This window comes from Paenibacillus sp. FSL H8-0261, from assembly GCF_045040645.1.
Lineage (GTDB): Bacteria > Bacillota > Bacilli > Paenibacillales > Paenibacillaceae > Paenibacillus_AQ.
The window spans coordinates 6,862,926-6,886,280 of sequence record NZ_CP150297.1; the positions used below are offsets into that span (position 1 = coordinate 6,862,926).

Here is a 23,355-nt window from a genome sequence, read left to right on the forward strand (position 1 = left end):
ATCCTCCTCAAAGAGTTCCGAAGGAATTACGGTTCTTTAACTTCCTTTTACTACCATGCAAAATTATTAATACGTGGCAGCTTAATAATCGTTCCAATACATTATAGCATGAAGACAGTAAGCAGCAGCCATAAGAATGTGAATGGCTGCTGCAATTAATTATATGAGTTTGAACTCCACTTTAGAATTATTGCGTAACTGCTGTTGATTTAGGCTCCAGTGCATTGCTTGCTTTTCCCGGCTCAATTAGTTGATCTACAGGTGTTGCTGCACTCATCCAGTTGTCGATCATCGCCTTAGCTTCACTCAAATCCTCTTCATCAACGATATCATAGTAAACACCATCCATACGTTTACCTTCACCCATAACTGTGAAGCTTGAGATATCCATGCCTTTTCCGCCCATGAATTTTTTGGCTAGACTAATGATCATCGAAGGCTCTATATCGGTTTTGAAATTATCTCCCATAATATCCAGCAACTTCGGAATGTTGCCAATTTGACTGATCGATAACATTTTATTCGCTACAACATCAATAAAAACCTGTTGGCGTTTGGTACGATTAAAGTCACTATCCTCACGATAACGCGTATAGTTCAGTGCTTCTTGTCCGTTATAAAGCGACTTTCCAGCTTCAATTGTAAACTTTTCATGATCCTTACCCTTGTTCACAATGTCTTTCTTAATCGGCAGCGGAACGCCTCCAATAGCATCTACAGCATCCTTGAGTCCTTGGAAATTTATTGTCGCATAATATTGAATATCATGACCAAGCAGAGCTTCTAGAGAATCCTTGGCCATCTGTTGCCCCCCAAAAGCATAGGCATGTGTAATCTTATCCTTTTTATTATCCTTATGACCTATAATTTCCGTATACGTATCACGCGGAATAGAAATGAGCAGGATCTTATAGTCCTCAGGCCGAACAACAGCGTACATCATGGTATCTGAACGTGCCGTTTCATTATCACGTTGATCTGTACCTAGCAACATAATTGAGAACGGATCGCTCTTGTACACAACCGGTTCTGGCTTAACCTTATTATCATCCTTAAGCGGCTGGTAAGATTCTTCCTTTAGCTTAGTTTCAACCCGATCAGACAAAAAGAGGTCAAAGGCTAATACAGCCAGGGAATTACGAAACAGAAAGCCTCCCGCTATAATAACAACAAGAACAATGAGGGCGATATATCTTTTCTTTATTTTTTTCATCTTTGATTCCTTCATTTTTGATTCCTTCTTTATTGTAGAATAATTGCTTGCCATATATATAATGCTTCCTGAATCTTTATCAGGCAGTCATGACTTTATTTCTCACGGCGATCAACTGACCCTTATTCCATTATCTTATTGTCCCCCCTTTCAAGAAATTCAGGTCATTCAAAATTATAGAAAAAAAGTTTTTTGCGGTTCTAAAATAATGTGCACTAAAACAATATTTCTATTGTAATCACTAAATGGATAAAAAGAAACCACAAATAACGACATGAATAGGGAAAAAGCACCAAACCAAGTAATAAATACTGGTATGGCGCTCCGACTTTAGTTCCTAATTCTGAGCGGATTCATCATATGTTTAACCCGATCACCGGATTGTAAACCACGGAAAAATCCGTAATCAAATAATTTTGCTGCCCCTTCAAATCGGCTCTCATAAGTCTTTGCCCCCATAACGACTGCAATAAGCCTATGCCCATCCCGCTGAGCCGAGCCTGCAATACAGTACCCTGCCCGGTTATTGTGTCCAGTCTTTAAACCGTCTGTACCCTCATAAGCGTAAATGCCACCCATAGCTGGCAACATGAAATTGCTATTACTTACATATAGCCCCTTATTCTTCAAATGCATTTGTGTACGGCTGGAAATATTGAGAATATCCGGATGATGATAGATTAGTGCGGCAGCCAATTTAGCGGTATCACGAGCTGTCATCATAGTCTCACCGCTGATATGCATATTCGGATCAGTGAAACCAAGATCCTTACCTGATAGTCCCGTTGCATTAGTAAATATTGTACGAGAAGATAAGCCTAGACTATGTGCCTTGTCGTTCATCATGAGCACAAAAGAGGCTTCTGAACCAGCCATATACTCAGCCAATGCAACAGTAGCATCGTTGGCAGAATAAATAGTGACTCCTTCGAATAATTCTCTTATAGTATAGAATTCTCCCCGCTTCAATGAGAGACTTGTGCCGCCCATTTTACTTGCATAGGCACTAATTGGGACTCTATCCTCCCATCTAATCATTCCAGAGGAGATTTGATCCAGCACAATCATTTCTGTCATTAATTTAGATACACTGGCCGGTGGCATGGGTACATCACCATTAATATCCACCCATATATCTCCGGTATCCATATCTAGAAGCACTGCTGATTCCGCGTCAATATTCGGTTTAAAACCAAGCCCAGTTGGCCTCCATACCGCAATTAAGACAACGACTAATACAGCTGCGATTGCCCCCACTACTATCCGTCTCTTCATCGTCGTCATCCTCCATACTATATATGACGAATGAAACTACAATTTGATTTCACTTTTCACAAAAAATTATTATTTTATTTTTCGTCCTCTTCCTTAATCCACCATTTATAAGGGTCTATAATCGTACTCATAGAATTCACGCGAACGCCCTGTAGGCGCTTATTTACTGGAACTATCGCTTTTCGTTCGGCAAAAAAGATCATAGGCACCTCTTCATTAACCAGCTTCTGCCACTCATAGTATATTTCTTTACGATAATCCATATCGTATGCCTTCATACTTACGCCTTCACGAATCAGCTCTTCATTCCGCTCGGAAGACCAACGGGGATAGTTCCATAGATCATTTTCTCTCCATAGACCTGTTGGATCGGGATCACTCGCTAACCCCCATACTCCGTAAAATAGTTCGATAGACGGATCATCGACTTCCACTGCGTCGTAGAAAGCATGGAATTCCTTTAATGCTCCACCGTTCAGCTGTACATCGAGTCCAACATCACGCCAATTTCTTAAAATGGCATTAGTACGTAGCTCTGCTGTTTGACTGCCTAGCATAGAATCAAAATGGATCATCAGCTTTTGGCCCTTTGGATCTTCCCGTAATCCATCACCGTCTAGATCCAAGAACCCAGCAGCATCCAGCAGTTCCTTGGCCTTTGTAGGATTATACAGATAAGCATTAATCTCAGTATCAGGGATCTTCGCCCAGCTAGTGCTAGATATTGGAGTCTCTACAGGCTCAGCTAAACCGTGGGAATATGCTTTGATGATCCCTTCACGATCTAAAGCATAATACATAGCTTGCCGTAATCTTTTGTCTTCAAATTTAGGGTTATCCATTACGATGGTCTCGGTTTCCTTATCCCAATGCCCGAATTTAAAACCTATATATTCATAGCCTAGCTCAGCAGTTTGCAGGATGTTAATATTATCCAGTTCTTTTAGATCATCATAAGCATCCCGAGGGGCTGACTCTATGTCAATCTCTCCTGTTTGAAAGCGTTCAGCCACTTCCTTATCGTCAAATACCTTATACACTATCCCATCCAATAGCGCTTTGCCCTTGTAATATTGATCAAAACGTTTCATTTCTACCCTCTGGCCAGGCTGAATATGTTCAACCTCAAAAGGGCCAATACCTATAGGAGATTTTCGCATCTGGTCACTTTCAGGCATATCTTTAACAGCAATTCCAGTATAGTATTTTTTATTCATCGGATAGGGCCACAGACTATCGATGGTGTTTACCCGTGCAGCAGTTACAGTTATTTTCAAAGTATAAGGATCTATAACCTTCAATCCGGATATGCCCTTCGCTTCTCCCTCATGATAGGCCTCTGCACCCTGAATCATTTCAACACTATAATAATGCGAGCCCGTGTAATCTGGACTAGCAATAGTTTCAATTGCGAATTTCCAATCCTCTACCGTTAATTCATCACCGTTATGCCAACGGATTCCCGGTTTAATTTTAAAGGTAAATACTTTATGATCATCAGATTCCTGCCAAGAGGCGATATTAGGAACCGTCACTAGTTCATCATTTACCTGAAACATCGGCTCAGTAATAAACTCCAGCACATGAAAATCATCTTCACCTTCATAAAAAGCAGGCTCAAACAAACCCGTAAATGGTGAGGAGAATCCGTAGGTAACTACTCCACCAGCTTGTGGCTTATCGTCTACTATATTATGGCGCGAAGATAATGGATTACTGCTAGAAGTTGTTCTACTACATGCTGACAATAGAGTTGCCATCACGAGCAGCGTTAACAACAACCTGCATATTTTCTTATTATTCATGTGTTTCTTCCCTTCTCTAGTTGAACGTATATCTACATTTAAGTTATGGAACATAAATATTTTTACTGTAACAAAGTTTTATGGTGGTTACAATAACTTCTAAGCCCTAGGCCTTTACTCCTGCTTGAAATTCACTTATTTCGTTATATCTATAAAAAAAGACCTGTCTCGTGGACAGATCTTCATTGAATCTATTCTTCATCTCTGTGCGTAATCGTTAAACCCTCAACATGCTTACGCTGCATCAACTTGCGCTTTTTACGTGTATCCTTACTCTCAAAAATAATATCAAAGTCATATTCCTCCGGGTATAGCTCTTCTTTTGAAAGATAGGGCTTCAACCGCTTATGGTTAATTTTCATTTTTTGCTTCTGGATCATCACCCCAACCATTCCTAAATGATCTCTCTTCTCATAAACGATCCCTGTGCGGCCGAGTGACGTTACCACAACTGCATCTCCAATTTCAAATTGAATCAGCTTCTCCTTGCTGCGGTCAGATGGAGTAGCCTCTTCTTCTGCATTGCCATGTTCCTCTACTGGAAGTGCATCATATTCCTGTTCTCCATCTTTGCTGAAAAGATTTCCCCATGCCTCTCCGCTGCCTTTCTGTAGCCTTAGTTGCTGCGCCTCTACGATTTCCCATGATCTCTTAATAACGTTATCCTGTATCCCCAGCTTTTTAGCGATCTGCAGAGCGTAACTTTCCCCCGCTTCTCCAATCGTCAATCGATACAACGGCTGTAGCGTTTCTTTATCAAATTCCATTCGCGCATTTTGAAAGCCCGTCGTTGCGGCTGCAAAGGCTTTTAGCTCATTAAAATGTGTAGTAACAATAATATTCGCCCCTTTACGGCTCAGCTCTTCCAGAATCGCGATAGAGAGCGCAATGCCTTCCCCGGGATCCGTACCAGCCGCCAGCTCGTCAATGAGCAGCAGCACCCCTTTAGATGCATCTCTCAGCATTCCCTCAATACTCTTCATTTGCGCCGAGAATGTGCTGAGTGATTGTGCCAGACTTTGTCCGTCGCCAATTACACTGATTACATCCGTAAAAACAGTGAATTCGCTACCCTCCTCGACCGGAATCAACAGCCCCGATTGAGCCATGATCGTCAGCAGCCCTAGTGTCTTAAGGACCACAGTTTTACCACCTGTATTTGGGCCTGTAATGATGAGGGATTTATACCCCTTACCAACCTCCAGATTGATCGGAATCATCCCCTTCAGCATGGGATGCATGCCTCCATTCATCTTTAGAAAGCCTTTCGCATTCAGCGTAACAGAAGATGCCCCCAGCGTTCGTGCATATTTAGCTTTAGCAAAAATAAAATCATACGTGCCCGTAGCCTCAATATTAAGGTGCAGGGCAGCCTGTTCCTGTTCTACCAAGCTAGTCAGCATGCTGAGGATTACGGCTTCTTCTCGCGCCTCTTCACCCAAAAGTAAATCAAGCTCAATTTGGAGAGCAGCGATCTCGTCTGGTTCAATAAACACCGTCTGTCCACTTGTGGATTGATCAAGCACCGATCCTTTTATTTGTTTATGATATTCCCGTTTTACGGGGATAACGTAACGCCCACCTCGCTGACTATAAATATTCTCCTGCAAAATCGATTGATGGCGTGACATAATTCCGTCGATTTTTTTATGAAGACGTTCTTTAGCCACTACAATCCGTTTACGAACTCGCTCTAAACCCTTACTTGCTCCATCATCAATCGCACCAAAACGGATACAACGATCAATAGCCTCCCTCACGTGATTTAACTCCATCAACGAGGATGCATATGCAGCAATCCGTGGAGCACTCTGTTCTTTAGAGGCCATATATTTGCGCAGTTGACTACAGCTCTTAAGAAATGTAGCAACCGCAGTGAAATCTTGCTCACTGTACAAATATCCAGTCCCCATTAATGACATGATCCACTCAATGCCTTCTAATGAAGGAATGGGTACACTCGATCCTCGTTCCAGCAGTTCTTTAGCTTCAGAAGTTTCCTCCATTGCTCTTTGAATCGTCGGCAAATAGGTCATTGGCATAAGCTCTTCTACAGCTTTTTTTCCTACATAAGATACTGCGTGGCGCCCAAGCTCTGTTTTAATGATTTCGTATTCCAGCGTGTTTAGACTTTGTAAATTCACAGCAAATCCTCCTTCAAATCTCTATTGGTTTGGACCTAATTCTCCATAACGCAAAGAAGGGCAAAGAATGCCACTATGGCAGTCCTTGCCCTTCTTTTTATACTGATGCCCTCTATCGTCCTAAGGCCCCGAAATGAGAACAGGTGCCGAAAAACAAAAAAACCGTGCAATAAGAGCACGGTTAATTACAAAGAGAACAACAGCCGTAAAGAGGCCATTTGACGCTTCGTGTGTTCTTAACTAAATCATCCACCCGTAAGGAACAACAGACTGCTGCATAATACGAACTCAAATAGAGCACGTAATCGCCTCATGACAAGCCTGCTAAAGTCTTCCTAATCAAGTGTTATGAAATTGCTAGTTAAGAACGGTCACCGACATCAAAATTTCCCCTTTAGTTATAGGATAGCTGTAATTTAACATAATAAAGTGCCAACGTCAAACGATTCAACGCCCAAATAATTCGATTTCATGCTTACCCTACTATTAATGCTTCCTTTTTTGCATACAAAAAAAGCAGCCGGTTTCCCGACTGCTTTTATAAAACGTCCTATTCCGTTGTGTAAGGAAGCAACGCGATTTGACGCGAGCGTTTTACAGCAATGGTAAGAGCGCGTTGGTATTTTGCACTTGTACCTGTTACACGACGTGGCAAAATCTTTCCACGTTCGCTGATGAACTTCTTAAGAAGTTCGGTATCTTTATAATCAATGTGAGTAATCTTGTTCACAGTGAAAAAGCAAACTTTTTTACGCTTGTTGCGTCCACCACGACGTGCTGGTCTTTTGTCGTTGTCAGCGCCTTCTCTTGGTTTAAAAGCCATATTCTTTTCAGTCCTTCCTAATTAAAATGGCAAATCATCATCCGATATATCAATCGGTTTACCATCGCCCGAAAAAGGATCTTGAGTATTGTTGTTACGCGAGAAATTATTGTTGTTATTTCCGCGTCCAGCGTTACCACCGCCACCATATGCTGGCTCTTCAGGCATACTACTTGCACCACTTGAAGTATTTCCACCTTCACGGCTCTGTGAAGATTCCAGGAAACGAACATTATCAGCAATAACTTCAGTTACGTATACACGTTTGCCTTCGTTATTCTCATAATTCCGCACTTGGATGCGTCCTTCCACTGCTGTCAGACGACCTTTGCGCAAGTAATTGGCACAGGTTTCTGCTAGCTGTCTCCAGGTTACAACCGGGATGAAGTCTGCCTCACGTTCACCGTTCTGGCCCGTAAAGTTACGATCTACGGCTAGCGTAAATTGCGTTACGGCAACACCAGCGGGAGTATAACGAAGTTCCGGGTCACGGGTCAACCGTCCGATCAAAATGATACGGTTCAACAATTCTGGTCCCCTCCTTTAGAGCGATTCATTACAAAGCTTGTCAAGATCTTAAGCAACGTCGTTCGTAATGAGATAACGAATAACTTCGTCAGAAATCTTCATAAGACGTTCTAATTCAGTAACTACTGCAGGTTCTGCATTGAAGTTAACCAAAACATAAACGCCATCACGGAATTTCTTGATCTCATACGCAAGACGGCGTTTACCTTGCACTTCGTGCTTTGTAATTTCCCCGCCATTGGAGATGATGCCTTGGAATTTATCGACTGCTGCTTGAACGGCTTCTTGTTCAATGTCAGGACGAATAATGTACATCACTTCATATTTGCGCATAATTTTCACCTCCTTATGGTCTGAGGCCCCTAATCACGTCAGGAGCAAGGAACGAGCACAAACATAGACTCGCACCTGATTAATATACCAAAATGAACAGCAGAGTGCAAGCAATATTAATACAGGACAACTCTTCCCCCTCTTTTTACATGAAAAAATCACTACCTGCGCACAATAATTACGAATTCATCTACACTAAAAAAGGAGGAATAATAATGGGTGAGAAGACGGAATATGAAGAAGGCGACAAAGCCCCCAATCCAGGCATGTATACAGAGGTAGGCGAAGCGCGAAGCTTCCATACTGAGATTTCGAATCCACAGCACATTAAAATGGAAAAAGGGGATACCTTTCCTGAGACCACCAACAAAAATCGAAAGTGGAAAAAGGTTGAAAAAGCACGCGTACACTAGTTCGAACATATTAAAAAAATAAATGTGTATAAAAAAAACGACATTACACATACTATACTCAGGCAGTACAAAAGAGAGGTGTGGTTCCGTTGGCCGTCGTAGACGAACACAATCACAGGAGATCTGATTCAGCATCTATTGTAAGCTGGGAAGAGTAGTGGGTTATTGCCTTAAAAAAGCATTAGCCTCAGCAACGCCTAAATCACTTTAGTCGCTATAAACAGAGAAATTCCAAACATCATTGATGTACTGCCTCCTGAAGAAGGACCCGAAAGGGCCCTTCTTTTTGCGTTATATATTATCCTGTATATCGGCTACTATAGACACAAAAAAACCTCCGTTACAGGAACGAAGGATTCATTAAATGTTATATATGCTGAAGTGGCGGAGAGGGTGGGATTCGAACCCACGCACGCTTTGACACGCCTAACTGATTTCGAGTCAGCCCCCTTGGGCCTCTTGGGTACCTCTCCGCAGCAAAAATAATTGTATCATGCAGACATGCCATTTGCAAGCTTAATTATTGTCTGTATTTTCCTCCGTAGAGCGCAGTACCTTCTTCATATTCTTCTCGAATTTAGCACGGGGAATCAGAACACTATGCTGACAGCCTGTACATTTAATTCGGATATCCATCCCCATGCGAATGATTTCCATCTCATTAGATCCACAAGGATGCTGCTTCTTCATTTGCACTATATCCCCAAGCTGAAAAACTTTACGTTCCACTATTCTTCCCCCTCTTCTCCTTCTTGTGTAGCTGCGATTTGCCGTCTTGATCCAGTGCTTGCCGACCCTGTAACTTCTAGTGCATGTTCTGTTTTTGCAAGATCTATTTGAGCCTTCGCCTCTGCCTCTGCCTTCTTACGTGCTTCTTCTTCAGCTTGAGCCAGTTCCAGCATGCTCTGTTTCTCTAATGCCTGCTTTATGTCGTTTTGAATTTGTCTCTCCGCTGCATCTCTTGCATTAGGAGCACAGCTGGCAGCTATACGAATCACATATTCCGAGGTACTCATGGACTGTATTCCGAGCACATTAGGGTAAGCAAGCACATTGAAGTTACGCTGTTCTATTCCTTTTAGCGCCTCGCCAATTAATCCTAACGTGACTTCCAAGCTTCGCTCCATTTTAACAGGAACATCAACTACAGCCAATGCATTGGAAAGAGAATAGTTCGTCACATTCGTAATTAGTCCATTAGGGATAATAAATACTTCTCCGGTTGCACTTAACAGTCTTGTTGTTCGCAATCCGATTAATTCTACAGTCCCTTTATAAGTACCTGTCTGAATTACATCACCAACCGCAAATTGGTCCTCCAAAATAATAAAGAACCCTGTAATAACATCCTTCACCAGACTTTGTGCTCCAAAACCTACTGCCAGACCAAGTACACCTGCTCCGGCCAACAAGGGTGCTAAATCGAAGTGGAACTCTGAAAGAATGAGCATGATCATCACAAAATTACAGATAACCGTTACTACATTTTTCATCAATTCCCCTACCGTAGTAAACCTTCGTGTGTTAGACAGAATTCTGCCACCCGTTTTACGTTCAAGCGAACGATCAATAATGTTAGAAACAATCTTAATAATAACCCTAGTTAAGAGAAAAATAATAAGAATTCGTAGTCCTGAGAATAAGACATTGGCCCACATATCAGCATCGGTAAACCAATTCCACACCTTATCTTTAAAACGCAAGGCATCTTTTACAGCATCACCGGGAGTAGTAGCCTCTAATATCCACCTATTCATATTGTATAGTCCTCCCTACCTCTCAATCAGTATGTAGTTCTCGTTGTCTTTTCCGTAGATGCCGCGTATTTCGATATTCTGTTCCGTTACTATCCTTTGTACCTCTTCCAGTGCACTTTGATAAAACTGGATCGATATCGCGCATCCTGCCGTGATCTCTTTCGGGGTTGGAAATATATCAATTTCAATTTCCGCATACTCAAGCAGCATTTCAGCACGAAGCGCCTGCTGGGTAGAGTCAAACGCGATCAACATCTCTTCCTGCATATACGTTACGCCTCCCATAGGTTTATCGTCCTATCTCTTGCCGCTGTAGTATAAAACCCCTCTTCTATCCATATACTAGATACCATCAAATAGAATCAACTTCAGAAAGGAAGATGGTATGAATTTTTCATCCAAAGCTACATCAGCGCAAGAAACGTCCTGTTTAAAAATATCACATACCGATCCCGATATCTATTCTGCTATTACCCACCGGCTACTGTTTCACTTTGCACGTACACGCCCGGAAACACAGATTGTCGTCATTTGTGTAGGTACGGACCGATCCACAGGAGACTCTCTTGGCCCTCTTGTTGGCACTGCATTGTCACGTTTTCATAGTCCGCTGTTTCATTTATATGGAACTCTTGAGGAGCCTGTCCATGCCGTTAACCTTGAGGAAACTCTATCCCTAATCAACGAAAGATATAGTAACCCCTTTATCATCGGTATAGATGCTTGTTTAGGTCACTCTACTAGTGTAGGATGCATCCAAGTCGTTGAAGGGCCTTTGAGACCAGGTGCTGGCGTAAATAAACAATTGCCGCCGGTAGGTGATATCCATTTGACGGGAATCGTTAATGTCGGCGGCTTTATGGAGTATTTTGTATTACAGAACACGCGATTAAGTTTAGTTATGCGATTATCTGATATTATAGCTACGAGTCTATATTCTGCCTTAAAGCAGTGGAATCTTCATGCTAGGTCCGCTGCAACGCGAGAGTAACAACTTCTTTTTCTTCAGGTGATAAGACATATTGTGATTCGCCATTCTGCATAGGTTTAGAGTAAATGTAAGAATTCTCACGATTATGAAGACTGGTTAATACAATACCACTACTGTTGTCATCCAGTATAGCCACTGAGAAACTCAGATCATTGCCACGTTCACCAAAGGCATTATAACGCTTCAGCGCAATATTGGACTTCATGCCACGCATTCTAGTTTGAGTTGCTTCTAATACGGTTTTTTGCTCACGTTGTTCTTCTTCCAGCATGTCGCTTTGGTTCTTCAGATCAATTAGAAGGCCTTCCAGATCCTCCACACCGCTCCCAGCCATCATGGCCTCATATTTACGCCGCATAGCACGCAGCTTAGCCCCCTGGGCGATCACAGTGATTATCAGCACCAACATAATTACTGTAAAACCAAACACAAACCACTGCAACTGCTCACTAATTAATTGATTTAATTCAGACATGAATGGACCATCCTTTTTATTCATCTGCTGCGGGCATTGCCATATAACTCATCCATAGCAGCCAGCATTTTGCTTATATTATGCTCTGTCGTATCTACACCTACACTCGCCCGAACAGCACCACTCTCTATCGTGTCAACCGCTTTATGTGCTAAAGGGGTACAATGCATGCCCGCTCTAACCGCTATTTTATAATCACGATCTAGGCGATGAGCGATATTTGCTGACTCTTCTCCATCCACTACAAACGATACAATACCGGTTCTTGGCGCCCCTAGTGAGGGCCCTAATAGTCTAATGTTCGGGATGTGGGACAACCCCTCCATCAGTCTTTGAGTTAACGCCCACTCTCTCTCATGAATAACGCTCGTCCCTAAAGATTGTACCTTTTGAACACCTGCTAGTAAACCGGCAATCCCTACCGTATTTTGCGTTCCCGCTTCATACCGATCTGGACGAACAGAGGGCTGTTCACTGTTTTCCGATTGACTACCAGTTCCTCCATGCATCAGGGGTTCCAGGTCCAATTCAGGTGATATATAAAGTCCGCCGGTTCCTTGTGGTCCAAGTAGTCCTTTATGCCCCGGAAATGCCAACAAGTCTATATTCATTTTTTTAACATCAATATCAATTGAACCTGCGCTTTGAGCAGCATCCACCAGAAATACAGCACCATGCGATTTAACGATATCGCCAATATCACCGATAGGGAGTATACTTCCTAGTAAATTAGAGCTGTGATTGCAGATCACCATTTTGGTATTCGGCTGGAAAGCATTTTTGAGTTCTTTTAAATCCAATTGCCCTTCACGATCCACTTTTAGATAATCAACTTTTATCCCTAGTGTCTTACGCAAGTATTCCAGCGGCCGTCTCACAGAATTGTGTTCTGTCATCGTTGAAATCACGTGATCTCCCACTTTAAGCGTCCCTCTGATCGCCATATTCAAACTCATCGTAGTATTATGGGTAAAAGCTATATTTTGCGCATTAGATACACCGAACAATCCCGCCAGCACACTCCGCGTCTTTACTAACACTCGACCGCTTCCTATCGCTAGCGAGTAATTACCTCTACCAGCATTTGCCCCTGACTGCAGAGCATTCAACATCGCAGTTGCAACCTCTGGTGGTTTAGGCCAGGAAGTAGCTGCATGATCCAGATATACGAAGTCTTCCATAACCTCGCTCCTCGTCTATTACCCTTTTTTAATCAACTTATTCAAAAAAACATACCCCTAATTATCCGATTAAGGATATCTCAGGATATGTTCTTGGCATAGATACCCATTTAGTTACCCAATAATTCCAACAATCTTTCTAAATCCTGAGCACTATAGTAGTTCAGTTCAATCTTCCCTTTTTCCTTACCCTGTTTTATTTTCACTGTTGTTTTAAAACGTTCACGCAATACTTCCTCTACATTATCAATATAGGGATCACGTTTAACAACTTTGACTTTAACTCCATTAGTAGGTTTTCGGTCCAAGTTCTTCACTGTTTCTTCTAGCTCTCTTACACTCCACTGTTGTTCCACGCATTGTTCGGCCAGTTGTTTAATCACTTCTGGATCCTTTAAAGCAACAATTGCCCGCGCATGCCCCATTGACATTGTTCCACGTGAAACATATTCTTTTACTTCTTCAGGTAAAGAAAGCAATCTCAGGAAGTTGGCGATATGAGATCTGGACTTTCCTACCTTGAGCGAGAGTTCTTCCTGCGTAAGTGAAAACTGATCCATTAGGCCTTGGTAAGCCACTGCAATTTCCATTGCATTTAGGTTCTCACGTTGCAAGTTCTCGATTAATGCAATCTCCATGACTTGCTGATCACTAAGATTTCTAACGACTGCTGGAATTGTAGCTTTGCCACAATATTGCGAGGCACGGAATCTGCGTTCGCCGGCAATGATCTCATACCCCTTCAATACGCTACGAACAATGATCGGCTGAATCACGCCATGTTGTCTGATAGATTCTGCTAGTTCTTGAATGGCCTCTTCATTAAAATCTTTGCGCGGTTGATATGGATTAGCCCGAAGTTGAGCTAAAGGGATCTCAACTACTTTATCATCTTCATTAATTGATAAAGATGGAATTAGCGCATCCAGACCTTTTCCTAATCGTTTACTCATAAGAAATCACTTCCTTTGCCAACTCTAAATACACTTCCGCTCCTTTAGAGCGAGGATCATAAGTAATAATGGATTGTCCATGTGACGGCGCTTCACTTAACCGGACATTCCGAGGGATAATCGTTCTATATACTTTTTCTTGGAAATACTTCTTAACCTCTTCTATCACTTGAATTCCCAGATTGGTCCGGGCATCAAGCATAGTCAATAATACTCCCTCTATCTTCAGATGCGGATTGAGATTTTTTTGCACCAGACGAACGGTGTTTAAGAGCTGACTCAAACCCTCAAGCGCATAATATTCACACTGGATCGGGATGATTACCGAATCCGCCGCCGTAAGGGAATTGATTGTTAAAATGCCAAGTGAAGGAGGACAATCGATGATAATATAATCATAATTGTTTTTAACCGCATTCAGCGCCTTTTTTAGCTTTAGCTCTCTGGAAATCGTCGATACTAACTCGATTTCCGCACCCGCTAATTGAATGGTCGCCGGAATGATATGCAGTCCTTCATTTTGAGTTTCCAGTATGGTTTCTAGAGGATTTACCTCATTTATAAGAATGTCATATATACAATTCGCCACGTCCGCCTTGTTGACGCCAACGCCGCTAGTAGTGTTACCTTGAGGATCGATATCAACTAGAAGCACTCTTTTTCCTAATGTAGCCATACCGGCACCTAGGTTCACGGAGGTTGTTGTTTTACCGACACCGCCTTTTTGATTTGCTATGGCAATAATCTTGGACACTTATTTCACCTCGAATAGTTAGGAAGAATCTTCTCGTAGATCGCAAGTACAAATGTTCCTGACGCTGATATAGCGTCACACTTTATGAAGAATATAGACAACTATTATATACTGGAACTTTAAATTACAGGCCTGGCCAACACATCCCGGTTCTAGCCACACCAAAGGCGGCCAATCACCTCAAGGCCGCCTTCAGCTTTTGAAACAATTTATCTTTTGGGGATTTGGATTACAATCTCGTAATGGTCACCACGGTCATTTTCTGACGTTTTGATTTCCATCCCTGAGCCTGACACCATATCAATAGATTGACGAATTGTATTAAGAGCTAGACGAACATCCTTGGTATAGGAGACCCGCTTTGATTTTTTAGTTTGTGAGACTTGTTTGTAGAAAGCAATACGAGCTTCTGTTTGTTTAACATTTAAGCCTTTTGAAATGATTTCTGCCAACACTTTCAGTTGCATCTCCACACTATCGAGTGATAATAATGAACGTGCATGTCTTTCAGAAATCTGACGCTCCATTAACGCCATCTTAACCTCTTCAGGTAAATTAAGTAAGCGAATTTTATTAGCTATGGTAGACTGACTTTTACCTAGTCGTTGTGCTAAGCTTTCTTGCGTCAATTGATGAAGATCAATTAACTTTTGATAAGCAACAGCTTCTTCAATAGAGGTCAAGCCCTCACGCTGTAAGTTTTCTATAAGCGCAATAGATGCGGCCTGTGAATCATTGAATTCACGAACAATGGCTGGAATCGTCTCTAAACCAAGCTTTTTGACCGCACGCCAGCGTCGTTCACCTGCAATGATCTCGTACACGGAATCTCGCATGCGTACAACTATGGGTTGAATGACCCCATGAGTTTTAATCGTCTGGCACAACTCATCGATCTTGTCGTCATCGAATATCGTCCGTGGTTGGTAAGGACTGCTAATGACCTCATGAACTGGTATTTGTTTAATCTCTTCTCCGCTGCTCCGCTCGGTAAATCCAAATAGCTTGGTAAATTGTTCTTTCATTCCGTTCATAACCACCTAATTTCGTTATAGTACGATCTTCTTGACCCTCTTCTCGGAAAGCGTATCGTACAGCAATAAAAAACATTCTGATATTATGAAATGGCCTGCAGCTATCAGGCATCATAATCTCTCCTTCTTTCGAACAAGAGTACAGAGAAGGAGTTATATACAAAATTAAAAGTCTACTATGCTATTCTATCACTTTTCTCTACATAATCATATTCTCCGTAAAGACCTATTTTTCCTGCATTTTCATAATGATAGCCGCTTAATAAACATATCAATTTAGTTTATCTTTTAATTAAAGTTCATTTGAGATCGTTATCCTAATTCCACTCAAAAAAAGGTCACCCTCTAAAATGAGGATGACCTTAAATATATTTTCCAATCTATAATGTTTCACGTGAAACATTATTTGATAAGTGGTGTTTTGGCAGGAATTCCCGCTTTTCGTGGGTACTTAGAAGGAGTGGCACCTGTCTTACGAATAATGACAATATGTCGCGCCGACTCTTCCACAGGTAAGCTGAAAGAATCTACTTTGCCGAGTTGAGCACGAAGTTCCTTTAAGCTGTACTTTGCCTCATCTAATTCTTCAGAAGGATCGCTTCCCTTCATGGCAGCGAAAACTCCATCCTTACGTGTAAAAGGAAGACAAAATTCATTCAACAAGGATAATCTTGCCACCGCACGCGCAGTCACCAAATCATAGGCATCACGATGCTTGAATTGCCGGGCAATATCCTCCGCACGACCATGAATCAATTGCACATCCGTTAATTTCAACGTAGTACAGACATGCTGTAGAAAAGAGATTCTTTTACTCAGTGAATCAATGATCGTCAGCTTCAAATGTGGAAAACAAATTTTAAGCGGAATGCCTGGAAACCCGGCTCCCGAACCGATATCTGCTAAATTGTTTATCTCATTGATATTAAGGAAAAAGGCTAGAGAGATCGAATCATAAAAATGTTTCGTGTAAACCTGCTCACGCTCTGTTATTCCAGTGAGATTCATTTTTTCATTCCAGGATACGAGTTCCTTATAGTAAAGATCGAATTGCTCCAATTGTTCTGCTGTAAGTGTAATGCCTCTTTCTTGTAAAAGCTGTGTGAATTGAACTTCCGTATTATCCATAGATTATCCTTTCGCCGCGGTTACCCGGTTGTAATGCTCGAGATATACGAGGAGAATAGAAATGTCGGCAGGTGTGACTCCCGCAATCCGAGAAGCCTGCCCGATAGAGATTGGACGGATCTTAGTCAGCTTCTGCCGCGCTTCCATCGCTAATCCATGGATTTCATTATAATTAATGTCATCTGGAATTTTCTTCTTCTCCATCTTTTGCAAGCGCTCCACATGTTGGAGCTGTTTTTCAATATATCCGGCATATTTGATTTGGATTTCCACTTGCTCCTTCATTTCTGCATCCAGCATTTCCGGTGATGGCGAGACTTGATCTACGAAGCTATATACAAGCTCTGGACGCCGCATCAAAACAAGCAAATTACTGCCGTCTACAATAGGTGCCGATTCATATTGCGCTAGTACATGGTTTACCTCAACAGGTTTAACCTTTGTCTCTTGCAGACGAACAATTTCACGCTCCACCCGTTCTTTTTTATCCGTGAAGTTATCGAAACGTTCCTGTGTAATCAAACCAATGTCGTAACCGATAGGTGTAAGTCTTAGATCTGCATTATCATGGCGAAGCAACAAACGATATTCTGCACGTGAAGTAAGCAGACGATAAGGTTCATTAGTGCCCTTAGTCACCAGATCATCAATGAGTACACCAATGTATCCCTGTGAACGATCTAAGATTACGGGTTCTTTGTCTTGCACTTTGCGTGCTGCATTAATTCCAGCCATTACACCTTGGCCAGCTGCTTCTTCATAACCGGAAGTACCATTGATTTGTCCAGCAGTGAAAAGACCAGGTAAACGTTTAGTTTCAAGAGATGGCCATAGCTGTGTAGGAACCATTGCATCATATTCAATAGCATAGCCGTTACGCATCATCTCTACCTTTTCCATACCAGGGATGGAACGCAGAATCGCCAGCTGTACATCCTCAGGAAGACTAGTCGACAGACCTTGTACATAGTATTCCGATGTATTTTTTCCTTCTGGCTCTAAAAAGATCTGATGCTTAGATTTATCACTAAATCTTACTACTTTATCTTCAATAGATGGGCAATAACGTGGACCTGTTCCTTCAATAATACCCGTAAACATCGGCGCACGATGAAGGTTGTCATTAATAATCTGATGAGTAACCTCAGAGGTATAAGTTAACCAACAAGGAAGCTGTTCATTGTTGGATGATTTCGTTTCAAACGAAAAGAATTTAGGCTCATCGTCGCCGGGTTGAATTTCTGTCTTCGAGAAATCGATCGTATCGCGATGTACACGTGGTGGTGTACCTGTCTTAAAACGTACCAATTCAAAACCAAGCTCCCGCAAATTCTCAGATAGCTTCACTGATGGCTGTTGATTGTTAGGTCCACTCTCATATGTCAGTTCACCCATGATCACCTTACCACGCAGGTAAGTACCTGTAGTCAGGATAACAGTCTTACTATGGTATTCCGTTCCTGTCTTCGTAACTACACCCGCACAACGTCCATCCTCAACGATTAAACGCTCAACCATCCCTTGACGAAGCGTCAAATTAGGCGTTTTCTCCATCGTTTCCTTCATTGTATGTTGGTACAAGAACTTATCAGCTTGTGCACGCAATGCATGCACCGCAGGTCCCTTCCCTGTGTTAAGCATACGAAGCTGAATAAAAGTCTTATCTATATTACGGCCCATTTCTCCGCCTAGCGCATCAATCTCACGCACCACATGTCCTTTGGCAGGTCCGCCTATGGACGGATTGCAGGGCATGAATGCAACCATATCCAGGTTAATTGTGATCATCAACGTGCTGCAGCCCATTCGTGCTGACGCTAGAGCTGCTTCGCAACCGGCATGACCGGCGCCAATGACGATTACGTCATAGTTGCCTCCATCATAACTCATGTCCTGTTTCCCCCTAATGTTATATTAAAATGTAAAACCTATTTTCCTAAACAAAATTGTGAGAATATTTGATCTAACAACGAGTCCGCTGCCGTATCGCCTATAATTTCACCGAGTTGTTCCCATGCTAGCCGTACATCGATTTGAATCATATCAATTGGAATATACTGTTCCGCCGCATCGTATGCATCCTGTAGTGATTTATAGGCTTTTTTAAGCAGTGCAATATGTCTCACATTACTTACATATGTCAAGTCACCCGATTCCAGCTTTCCACCAAAAAAGAGTGTCGAAATGGCATCTTCAAGTTTGTCTAGACCTTCCTCTTCCAGAACGGACATCGGTACGATGTTGGACTCCTCAAAGAACGAGAGCAACTTATCCTTATCTAGTTTGGGCGGTAAGTCCATTTTATTCATGATCACTAGGCATTGTCTACCGTGGATTTGTTCCATCAATGCCAATTCGTCCTCATGCAGCTCTTCGTTAGCATTTAGCACAAGTAGAATCAGATCCGCATCACTAACTGCCGCCTTGGAACGTTCTACGCCAATCTTCTCCACTACATCCATCGTTTCACGAATTCCCGCCGTATCAAGCAGCTTAAGCGGAATGTTGTTTATCGTTATATATTCTTCGATGACATCACGTGTTGTTCCGGGAATATCTGTTACAATCGCTTTGTTATCACGTGCTAACGCGTTTAATAAAGAAGATTTACCAACATTGGGACGACCAACTATAGCTGTCGTTATCCCCTCACGAAGAATTTTTCCTTCATTAGAAGTCTTAAGAAGCTTTGTGATTCCTTCCATCACTTCACTGCTTTTATCTTTAATAAATTCAGCTGTCATGGATTCTACATCATGCTCTGGATAATCTATATTTACTTCGATATGAGCCAGCATCTCAATAAGTGTATGGCGCAAAGCATGAATTCGATCCGACAATGATCCACTAACCTGCTTTAAAGCCACAGAAAACGCACGATCCGACTTCGAGCGAATGAGATCAATAACCGCCTCAGCCTGTGATAAATCAATACGTCCACCCAAGAAAGCACGCTTGGTGAACTCACCTGGCTCGGCTAACCTTATCTCCTGCTGAAGAAGTAAATCCATCACCCTTCTTACAGAAATTACACCACCATGAGCACTGATCTCTACTACATCCTCGGTCGTAAAAGAACGTGGGCCCTTCATTACGGTTACAAGTACTTCTTCCATCTTCTCTCCGTTATCCGGACTAACGATATGCCCATAATGAACGGTATGCGATTCCGCTTCAGTTAACGGAACTCGGCTACGAAACAAAGGCGCCACTTGGGAAATAGCCTGAGGGCCACTTACCCGAATAATAGCAATTCCTCCCTCGCCTAATGCCGTCGATACGGCAGCAATGGTGTCACTAAGCATGCTGTTTTTCACCCCAAAACCTATATTTTTTTGATCATAAACGGTCTTATATTGTTAAAAAAGCAATGACCCCTTACATTGGTCAAGGAGTCATTGCATCATATAGTCTTTACTTCAAAGTTATAACGACGCGGCGATTTGGCTCTTCGCCCTTACTAAGGGTATTCACTTGCCGATGATCCTGTAATCTGGAGTGAATAATTTTCCGCTCCTGAGGTGACATCGGTTCCAGTACTACCTCTTTACGAGTCCGAATGACACGACTGGCTAAACGATCAGCCAGCTCTTCGAGAGTTTTTTTACGCCGCTCACGGAAGTTCTCCGCATCTAGCACAAGCCGTATAAAACTGTCGGAGTAACGATTAGCTACGATATTAGCCAAATACTGCAGAGCATCGAGAGTTTGTCCTCTTCTACCAATCAACAGTCCCAAATCTGGACCTGATATCTGCAGAATCGTGGATTCCTTAGTGTGGACGATTTCGACTTCCACTTCGAGCCCCATGCTCTTAGCGACATCCACAATGAAATGAACGGCTTCTTGGTAAGCTTCCTCCACCGGTTGTCCGGAATCTTGGCGTGGCACACCGCCGTTAGCCTCCTGTTTGCTCTCTCTTGTTGACTGCTGAGGCAGTGACGGAGCACTCGCCGCTGATGCCGGTGCGGCTTCGGCTATCAAGGTTAACTCAACCTTGGCACCTTTCGCACCGATCAATCCCAGGAATCCTCTTGATGGCTGCTCAAGTACGTTGACCGTTACCCGGTCCTTTTGAACTCCAAGCTGGGTTAGTCCCCGTTCTACAGCTTCTTCAATGGTTTTCCCTGTTGCGACGACTTTGCTCATTTTGACTTTTTGGCTCCCTTCGATGCTTTACTGCCGCCTTTGCTCTTCACAGCAGTTGAGTCATCTGTACTTTTCACAGCACTTGCGATTGCCAATTTATGTTTATCGTTGTTGCGATATAAGAAATAGTTCTGAACAATAGTATAAATGTTACTGTAAACCCAGTATAGCGGCAATGCTGCTGGGAAGTTGTAGGACATAACGAAAATCAGAACTGGATAGATCATCATCATGAACTGCATTGGCCCTTGTTGTTGCATCGGGTTCATTTTAGTCATCATTCTAGTTTGTATAAATGTTGTTAATGCTGCAAGCACTGGTAAGATAAACAGATGATCCGGCTTACCTAGCTCCAGCCATAAGAAGGAGTGCTCCCGTAGATGTGGATTATAGTAGATCGAGTTGTAGAGAGCGATAAAGATAGGCATTTGTACGATCAGCGGTAAACAACCCGCCATTGGATTAACCTTATTCTCTTGGAACAAACGCATCGTTTCTTGCTGCACCTTTTCAGGTGTGTCTTTATATTTTTTCTGGATCTTTTGGAGTTCCGGTTGAATGGCTTGCATTGCCCGCGAGCTCTTCACCTGTTTAATCGTAAGCGGAAGAATCAACGTGCGGACAATAATAACCATCACAAGTACGGCTAAACCATATTCTCCGTTAAACCAATCAGCAAACTTGTCCAAGGCAATGGCGAAATAATACACTACATTACTTTGCCAGAAGCCTCCATTCTTTAAATCCTCCGTAGTGTGCGTAACAGCAGCTGACGGAGCGCATCCCGACAGAACAGCTAACGACAACACCATCACTGTGATGAGGAGAAACCATTTTCCCCGTCTAGTCTTCATTAGAGACACTTCAAAACCCCTCTCTTGAACATTCCATTCCACCGTAAATCATACCATAATTATGAATACAAATAAACAAGCCTCTTATGCGTCCTTTATTTGCGGGAAGCCTTGAGTAGCTTGGCTTTGCGCAGTACATGCAGCACGCTTTTTTCGAGCTCTGCGTATTCCATGGAAAGCGCTCCTTTTCTTACGATAAACACCATATCGAGTCCACCTGCAATTTCAGGTTCATGATGACGAACGATTTCCTTCACCAATCTTCTCATTCGGTTACGGACAACCGCGTTTCCAACCTTTTTACTGACCGATACCCCAACTCTAAATCGCTCTACCTCTTTTTTGCTAAACCAATACACTACAAATTGATGATTCGCAAATGACTTCCCATGGCGATATACACGACTGAAGTCGGCACGGTTTCGTAATCGTAACTTTTTGTGCACGGGAATCTCCTTCATAAATCCGGTTAAAAGTATCGTTCCGAATTTTTTTCTTCTAATAGTATAGTCATTTGGATGTCGCCATAAACGACCGCGACTACAACGCTGAAATTTCCCTTCTATATTATAGAAAGAAAAATATTCTCAACTTCTCACAAAATAATTCTGTATATACGTTAAATAGCCCCGCAAAGTGTAGCTAGCGCATTAAGCGAGATCCTAGTCGTTTGCAGAGCAAATAATAATAAAAAGCAGTAAAAAAAGACCACCGGAGTGGTCCCTTAGTGGCCTAACTTACGCACTCAAAACTTTTCTGCCTTTCAAGCGGCGAGCTGCCAGCACTTTACGGCCGTTTTTCGTGCTCATTCTTTTACGGAAACCGTGAACCTTCTTGCGTTTGCTCACATTTGGTCTAAATGTCGGTCTCATAATTGCACCTCCCTTACAGGAACTTAATTACTGTCATATAAGCAGAAACGGTCTAAGCCGTCCTTATAGTAGGGACAGTATCTACATGAATCATCATTTAATTATCGAGACATATCCTTACAGAAAACACCTTTATATATTTAAACATATTTTATGCGCAAAAGTCAACCTACTGCTGGCTCCAGACCCTCCCTCTAATTCAAGCCGCTTATCCACAACTCCCATTAGAAAAAAAGTAATCCACAAGATATGACAGTTATCCACCTGTGATCAAAAAATAAAGTCGACTACTCACAGATGAGCACAACCTGTGTATAAAATTATCGAAGCTTTGGCGTAAAGTGTCGAACCGTAAACAAATTATCAACAATATGTAGTGGTGTTCCTAATAATTGTACACAAGTGCTTGAATTTGTGGATAAAATAGCCCTGCTCATTGAAAAATAAGGGGCGTTTTGCTATGATGGTATTACTTTTGAATGTGAATAGATTTGTTTGTTCTCTTAATTATCAACAAGCTGTGGATAAAGTTGTGAACAAATCAAATTTATCCATATTTTTTTGTCTCTTCATATTGCCTACTGGGGATAAATATCAGCACCAACCTATTTTCTTCGACATTTCCACTTCATGGCTGATGCCACATTTGGAAGATTTAAAGGAGTGACAGTCT

24 protein-coding genes and 1 tRNA gene are annotated in these 23,355 nt (G+C 42.2%); 2 read left to right on the forward strand and 23 right to left on the reverse strand.

Annotated features, from left to right (window positions below):
- Nucleotides 1–187 precede the first annotated feature (187 nt).
- The 7 genes from MHI27_RS30580 to rpsF all read right to left on the reverse strand — a co-directional run bounded on the left by MHI27_RS30580 (nt 188) and on the right by rpsF (nt 8,121).
- The gene (locus MHI27_RS30580; RefSeq protein ID WP_179085792.1) at nt 188–1,228 is read right to left on the reverse strand and encodes an LCP family protein; all 1,041 of its coding nucleotides are present in this window, start codon (nt 1,226–1,228) and stop codon (nt 188–190) included.
- A gap of 315 nt (nt 1,229–1,543) precedes the next feature.
- Nucleotides 1,544–2,488: a D-alanyl-D-alanine carboxypeptidase family protein gene (locus tag MHI27_RS30585; protein ID WP_339244147.1), complete on the reverse strand. Its 945-nt coding sequence runs from the start codon at nt 2,486–2,488 to the stop codon at nt 1,544–1,546.
- A gap of 74 nt (nt 2,489–2,562) precedes the next feature.
- On the reverse strand, nt 2,563–4,293 hold the full coding sequence (gene opp4A / locus MHI27_RS30590; protein WP_405175333.1) for an oligopeptide ABC transporter substrate-binding protein: 1,731 nt from the start codon (nt 4,291–4,293) through the stop codon (nt 2,563–2,565).
- 191 nt (nt 4,294–4,484) lie between these two features.
- The gene (locus MHI27_RS30595) at nt 4,485–6,437 is read right to left on the reverse strand and encodes an endonuclease MutS2 (protein WP_405175334.1); all 1,953 of its coding nucleotides are present in this window, start codon (nt 6,435–6,437) and stop codon (nt 4,485–4,487) included.
- 550 nt (nt 6,438–6,987) lie between these two features.
- Complete coding sequence (rpsR, locus tag MHI27_RS30600; RefSeq protein WP_036651767.1) at nt 6,988–7,260, reverse strand: 30S ribosomal protein S18; 273 nt, start codon at nt 7,258–7,260, stop codon at nt 6,988–6,990.
- 21 nt (nt 7,261–7,281) lie between these two features.
- Nucleotides 7,282–7,788 (reverse strand): single-stranded DNA-binding protein, encoded by a 507-nt coding sequence (gene ssb / locus MHI27_RS30605; protein ID WP_036677780.1) that lies wholly within the window; start codon nt 7,786–7,788, stop codon nt 7,282–7,284.
- Between the two features lie 48 nt (nt 7,789–7,836).
- A complete protein-coding gene (rpsF, locus tag MHI27_RS30610; RefSeq protein WP_036677776.1) occupies nt 7,837–8,121 on the reverse strand; it encodes a 30S ribosomal protein S6 in 285 nt (94 codons plus the stop codon).
- Between the two features lie 215 nt (nt 8,122–8,336).
- Between rpsF and MHI27_RS30615 the strand changes: the two genes are divergently transcribed.
- The gene (locus tag MHI27_RS30615; protein WP_042131720.1) at nt 8,337–8,534 is read left to right on the forward strand and encodes a YjzC family protein; all 198 of its coding nucleotides are present in this window, start codon (nt 8,337–8,339) and stop codon (nt 8,532–8,534) included.
- Between the two features lie 382 nt (nt 8,535–8,916).
- Here MHI27_RS30615 and MHI27_RS30620 read toward each other — a convergent pair.
- The 4 genes from MHI27_RS30620 to MHI27_RS30635 all read right to left on the reverse strand — a co-directional run bounded on the left by MHI27_RS30620 (nt 8,917) and on the right by MHI27_RS30635 (nt 10,558).
- A tRNA-Ser gene (locus MHI27_RS30620) sits at nt 8,917–9,007 on the reverse strand.
- A 43-nt stretch (nt 9,008–9,050) separates the two neighbouring features.
- Nucleotides 9,051–9,263: a DUF951 domain-containing protein gene (locus MHI27_RS30625; RefSeq protein WP_405175335.1), complete on the reverse strand. Its 213-nt coding sequence runs from the start codon at nt 9,261–9,263 to the stop codon at nt 9,051–9,053.
- Complete coding sequence (locus MHI27_RS30630; protein WP_405175336.1) at nt 9,263–10,291, reverse strand: mechanosensitive ion channel domain-containing protein; 1,029 nt, start codon at nt 10,289–10,291, stop codon at nt 9,263–9,265. The genes MHI27_RS30625 and MHI27_RS30630 overlap by 1 nt, the downstream gene beginning before the upstream one ends.
- A gap of 15 nt (nt 10,292–10,306) precedes the next feature.
- A complete protein-coding gene (locus MHI27_RS30635) occupies nt 10,307–10,558 on the reverse strand; it encodes a DUF3343 domain-containing protein (RefSeq protein ID WP_341059105.1) in 252 nt (83 codons plus the stop codon).
- A gap of 118 nt (nt 10,559–10,676) precedes the next feature.
- Between MHI27_RS30635 and yyaC the strand changes: the two genes are divergently transcribed.
- Nucleotides 10,677–11,282 (forward strand): spore protease YyaC, encoded by a 606-nt coding sequence (yyaC, locus tag MHI27_RS30640; protein WP_042131724.1) that lies wholly within the window; start codon nt 10,677–10,679, stop codon nt 11,280–11,282.
- Here the strand turns inward: yyaC and MHI27_RS30645 are convergent.
- The 12 genes from MHI27_RS30645 to rpmH all read right to left on the reverse strand — a co-directional run bounded on the left by MHI27_RS30645 (nt 11,257) and on the right by rpmH (nt 22,682).
- Nucleotides 11,257–11,757, reverse strand: coding sequence for a DUF4446 family protein (locus MHI27_RS30645; protein ID WP_042193049.1), 501 nt, complete (start codon nt 11,755–11,757; stop codon nt 11,257–11,259). The two genes, yyaC and MHI27_RS30645, sit on opposite strands and share 26 nt — an antisense overlap.
- A gap of 20 nt (nt 11,758–11,777) precedes the next feature.
- Nucleotides 11,778–12,938, reverse strand: a complete 1,161-nt coding sequence (locus MHI27_RS30650; protein WP_405175337.1) for an aminotransferase class V-fold PLP-dependent enzyme — start codon at nt 12,936–12,938, stop codon at nt 11,778–11,780.
- 110 nt (nt 12,939–13,048) lie between these two features.
- Complete coding sequence (locus tag MHI27_RS30655; RefSeq protein ID WP_042193054.1) at nt 13,049–13,891, reverse strand: ParB/RepB/Spo0J family partition protein; 843 nt, start codon at nt 13,889–13,891, stop codon at nt 13,049–13,051.
- Complete coding sequence (locus MHI27_RS30660; RefSeq protein WP_042131728.1) at nt 13,884–14,645, reverse strand: ParA family protein; 762 nt, start codon at nt 14,643–14,645, stop codon at nt 13,884–13,886. The genes MHI27_RS30655 and MHI27_RS30660 overlap by 8 nt, the downstream gene beginning before the upstream one ends.
- 209 nt (nt 14,646–14,854) lie before the next feature.
- Nucleotides 14,855–15,670 (reverse strand): nucleoid occlusion protein, encoded by an 816-nt coding sequence (noc, locus tag MHI27_RS30665; protein ID WP_042193056.1) that lies wholly within the window; start codon nt 15,668–15,670, stop codon nt 14,855–14,857.
- A 411-nt stretch (nt 15,671–16,081) separates the two neighbouring features.
- The gene (gene rsmG / locus MHI27_RS30670) at nt 16,082–16,807 is read right to left on the reverse strand and encodes a 16S rRNA (guanine(527)-N(7))-methyltransferase RsmG (RefSeq protein ID WP_042193058.1); all 726 of its coding nucleotides are present in this window, start codon (nt 16,805–16,807) and stop codon (nt 16,082–16,084) included.
- 3 nt (nt 16,808–16,810) lie between these two features.
- Entirely contained in the window at nt 16,811–18,697 is a 1,887-nt protein-coding gene (gene mnmG / locus MHI27_RS30675) for a tRNA uridine-5-carboxymethylaminomethyl(34) synthesis enzyme MnmG (protein WP_042193060.1), read from the reverse strand.
- 38 nt (nt 18,698–18,735) lie between these two features.
- Nucleotides 18,736–20,112: a tRNA uridine-5-carboxymethylaminomethyl(34) synthesis GTPase MnmE gene (gene mnmE / locus MHI27_RS30680; RefSeq protein ID WP_042193063.1), complete on the reverse strand. Its 1,377-nt coding sequence runs from the start codon at nt 20,110–20,112 to the stop codon at nt 18,736–18,738.
- 109 nt (nt 20,113–20,221) lie between these two features.
- Nucleotides 20,222–20,956: an RNA-binding cell elongation regulator Jag/EloR gene (jag, locus tag MHI27_RS30685; protein WP_042193066.1), complete on the reverse strand. Its 735-nt coding sequence runs from the start codon at nt 20,954–20,956 to the stop codon at nt 20,222–20,224.
- Complete coding sequence (locus MHI27_RS30690; RefSeq protein ID WP_042193068.1) at nt 20,953–21,819, reverse strand: YidC/Oxa1 family membrane protein insertase; 867 nt, start codon at nt 21,817–21,819, stop codon at nt 20,953–20,955. The genes jag and MHI27_RS30690 overlap by 4 nt, the downstream gene beginning before the upstream one ends.
- Nucleotides 21,820–21,905: 86 nt before the next feature.
- Nucleotides 21,906–22,256, reverse strand: coding sequence for a ribonuclease P protein component (gene rnpA, locus MHI27_RS30695; protein WP_042193070.1), 351 nt, complete (start codon nt 22,254–22,256; stop codon nt 21,906–21,908).
- 291 nt (nt 22,257–22,547) lie between these two features.
- Nucleotides 22,548–22,682, reverse strand: a complete 135-nt coding sequence (rpmH, locus tag MHI27_RS30700) for a 50S ribosomal protein L34 (RefSeq protein ID WP_039295761.1) — start codon at nt 22,680–22,682, stop codon at nt 22,548–22,550.
- Between the last annotated feature and the right edge of the window lie 673 nt (nt 22,683–23,355).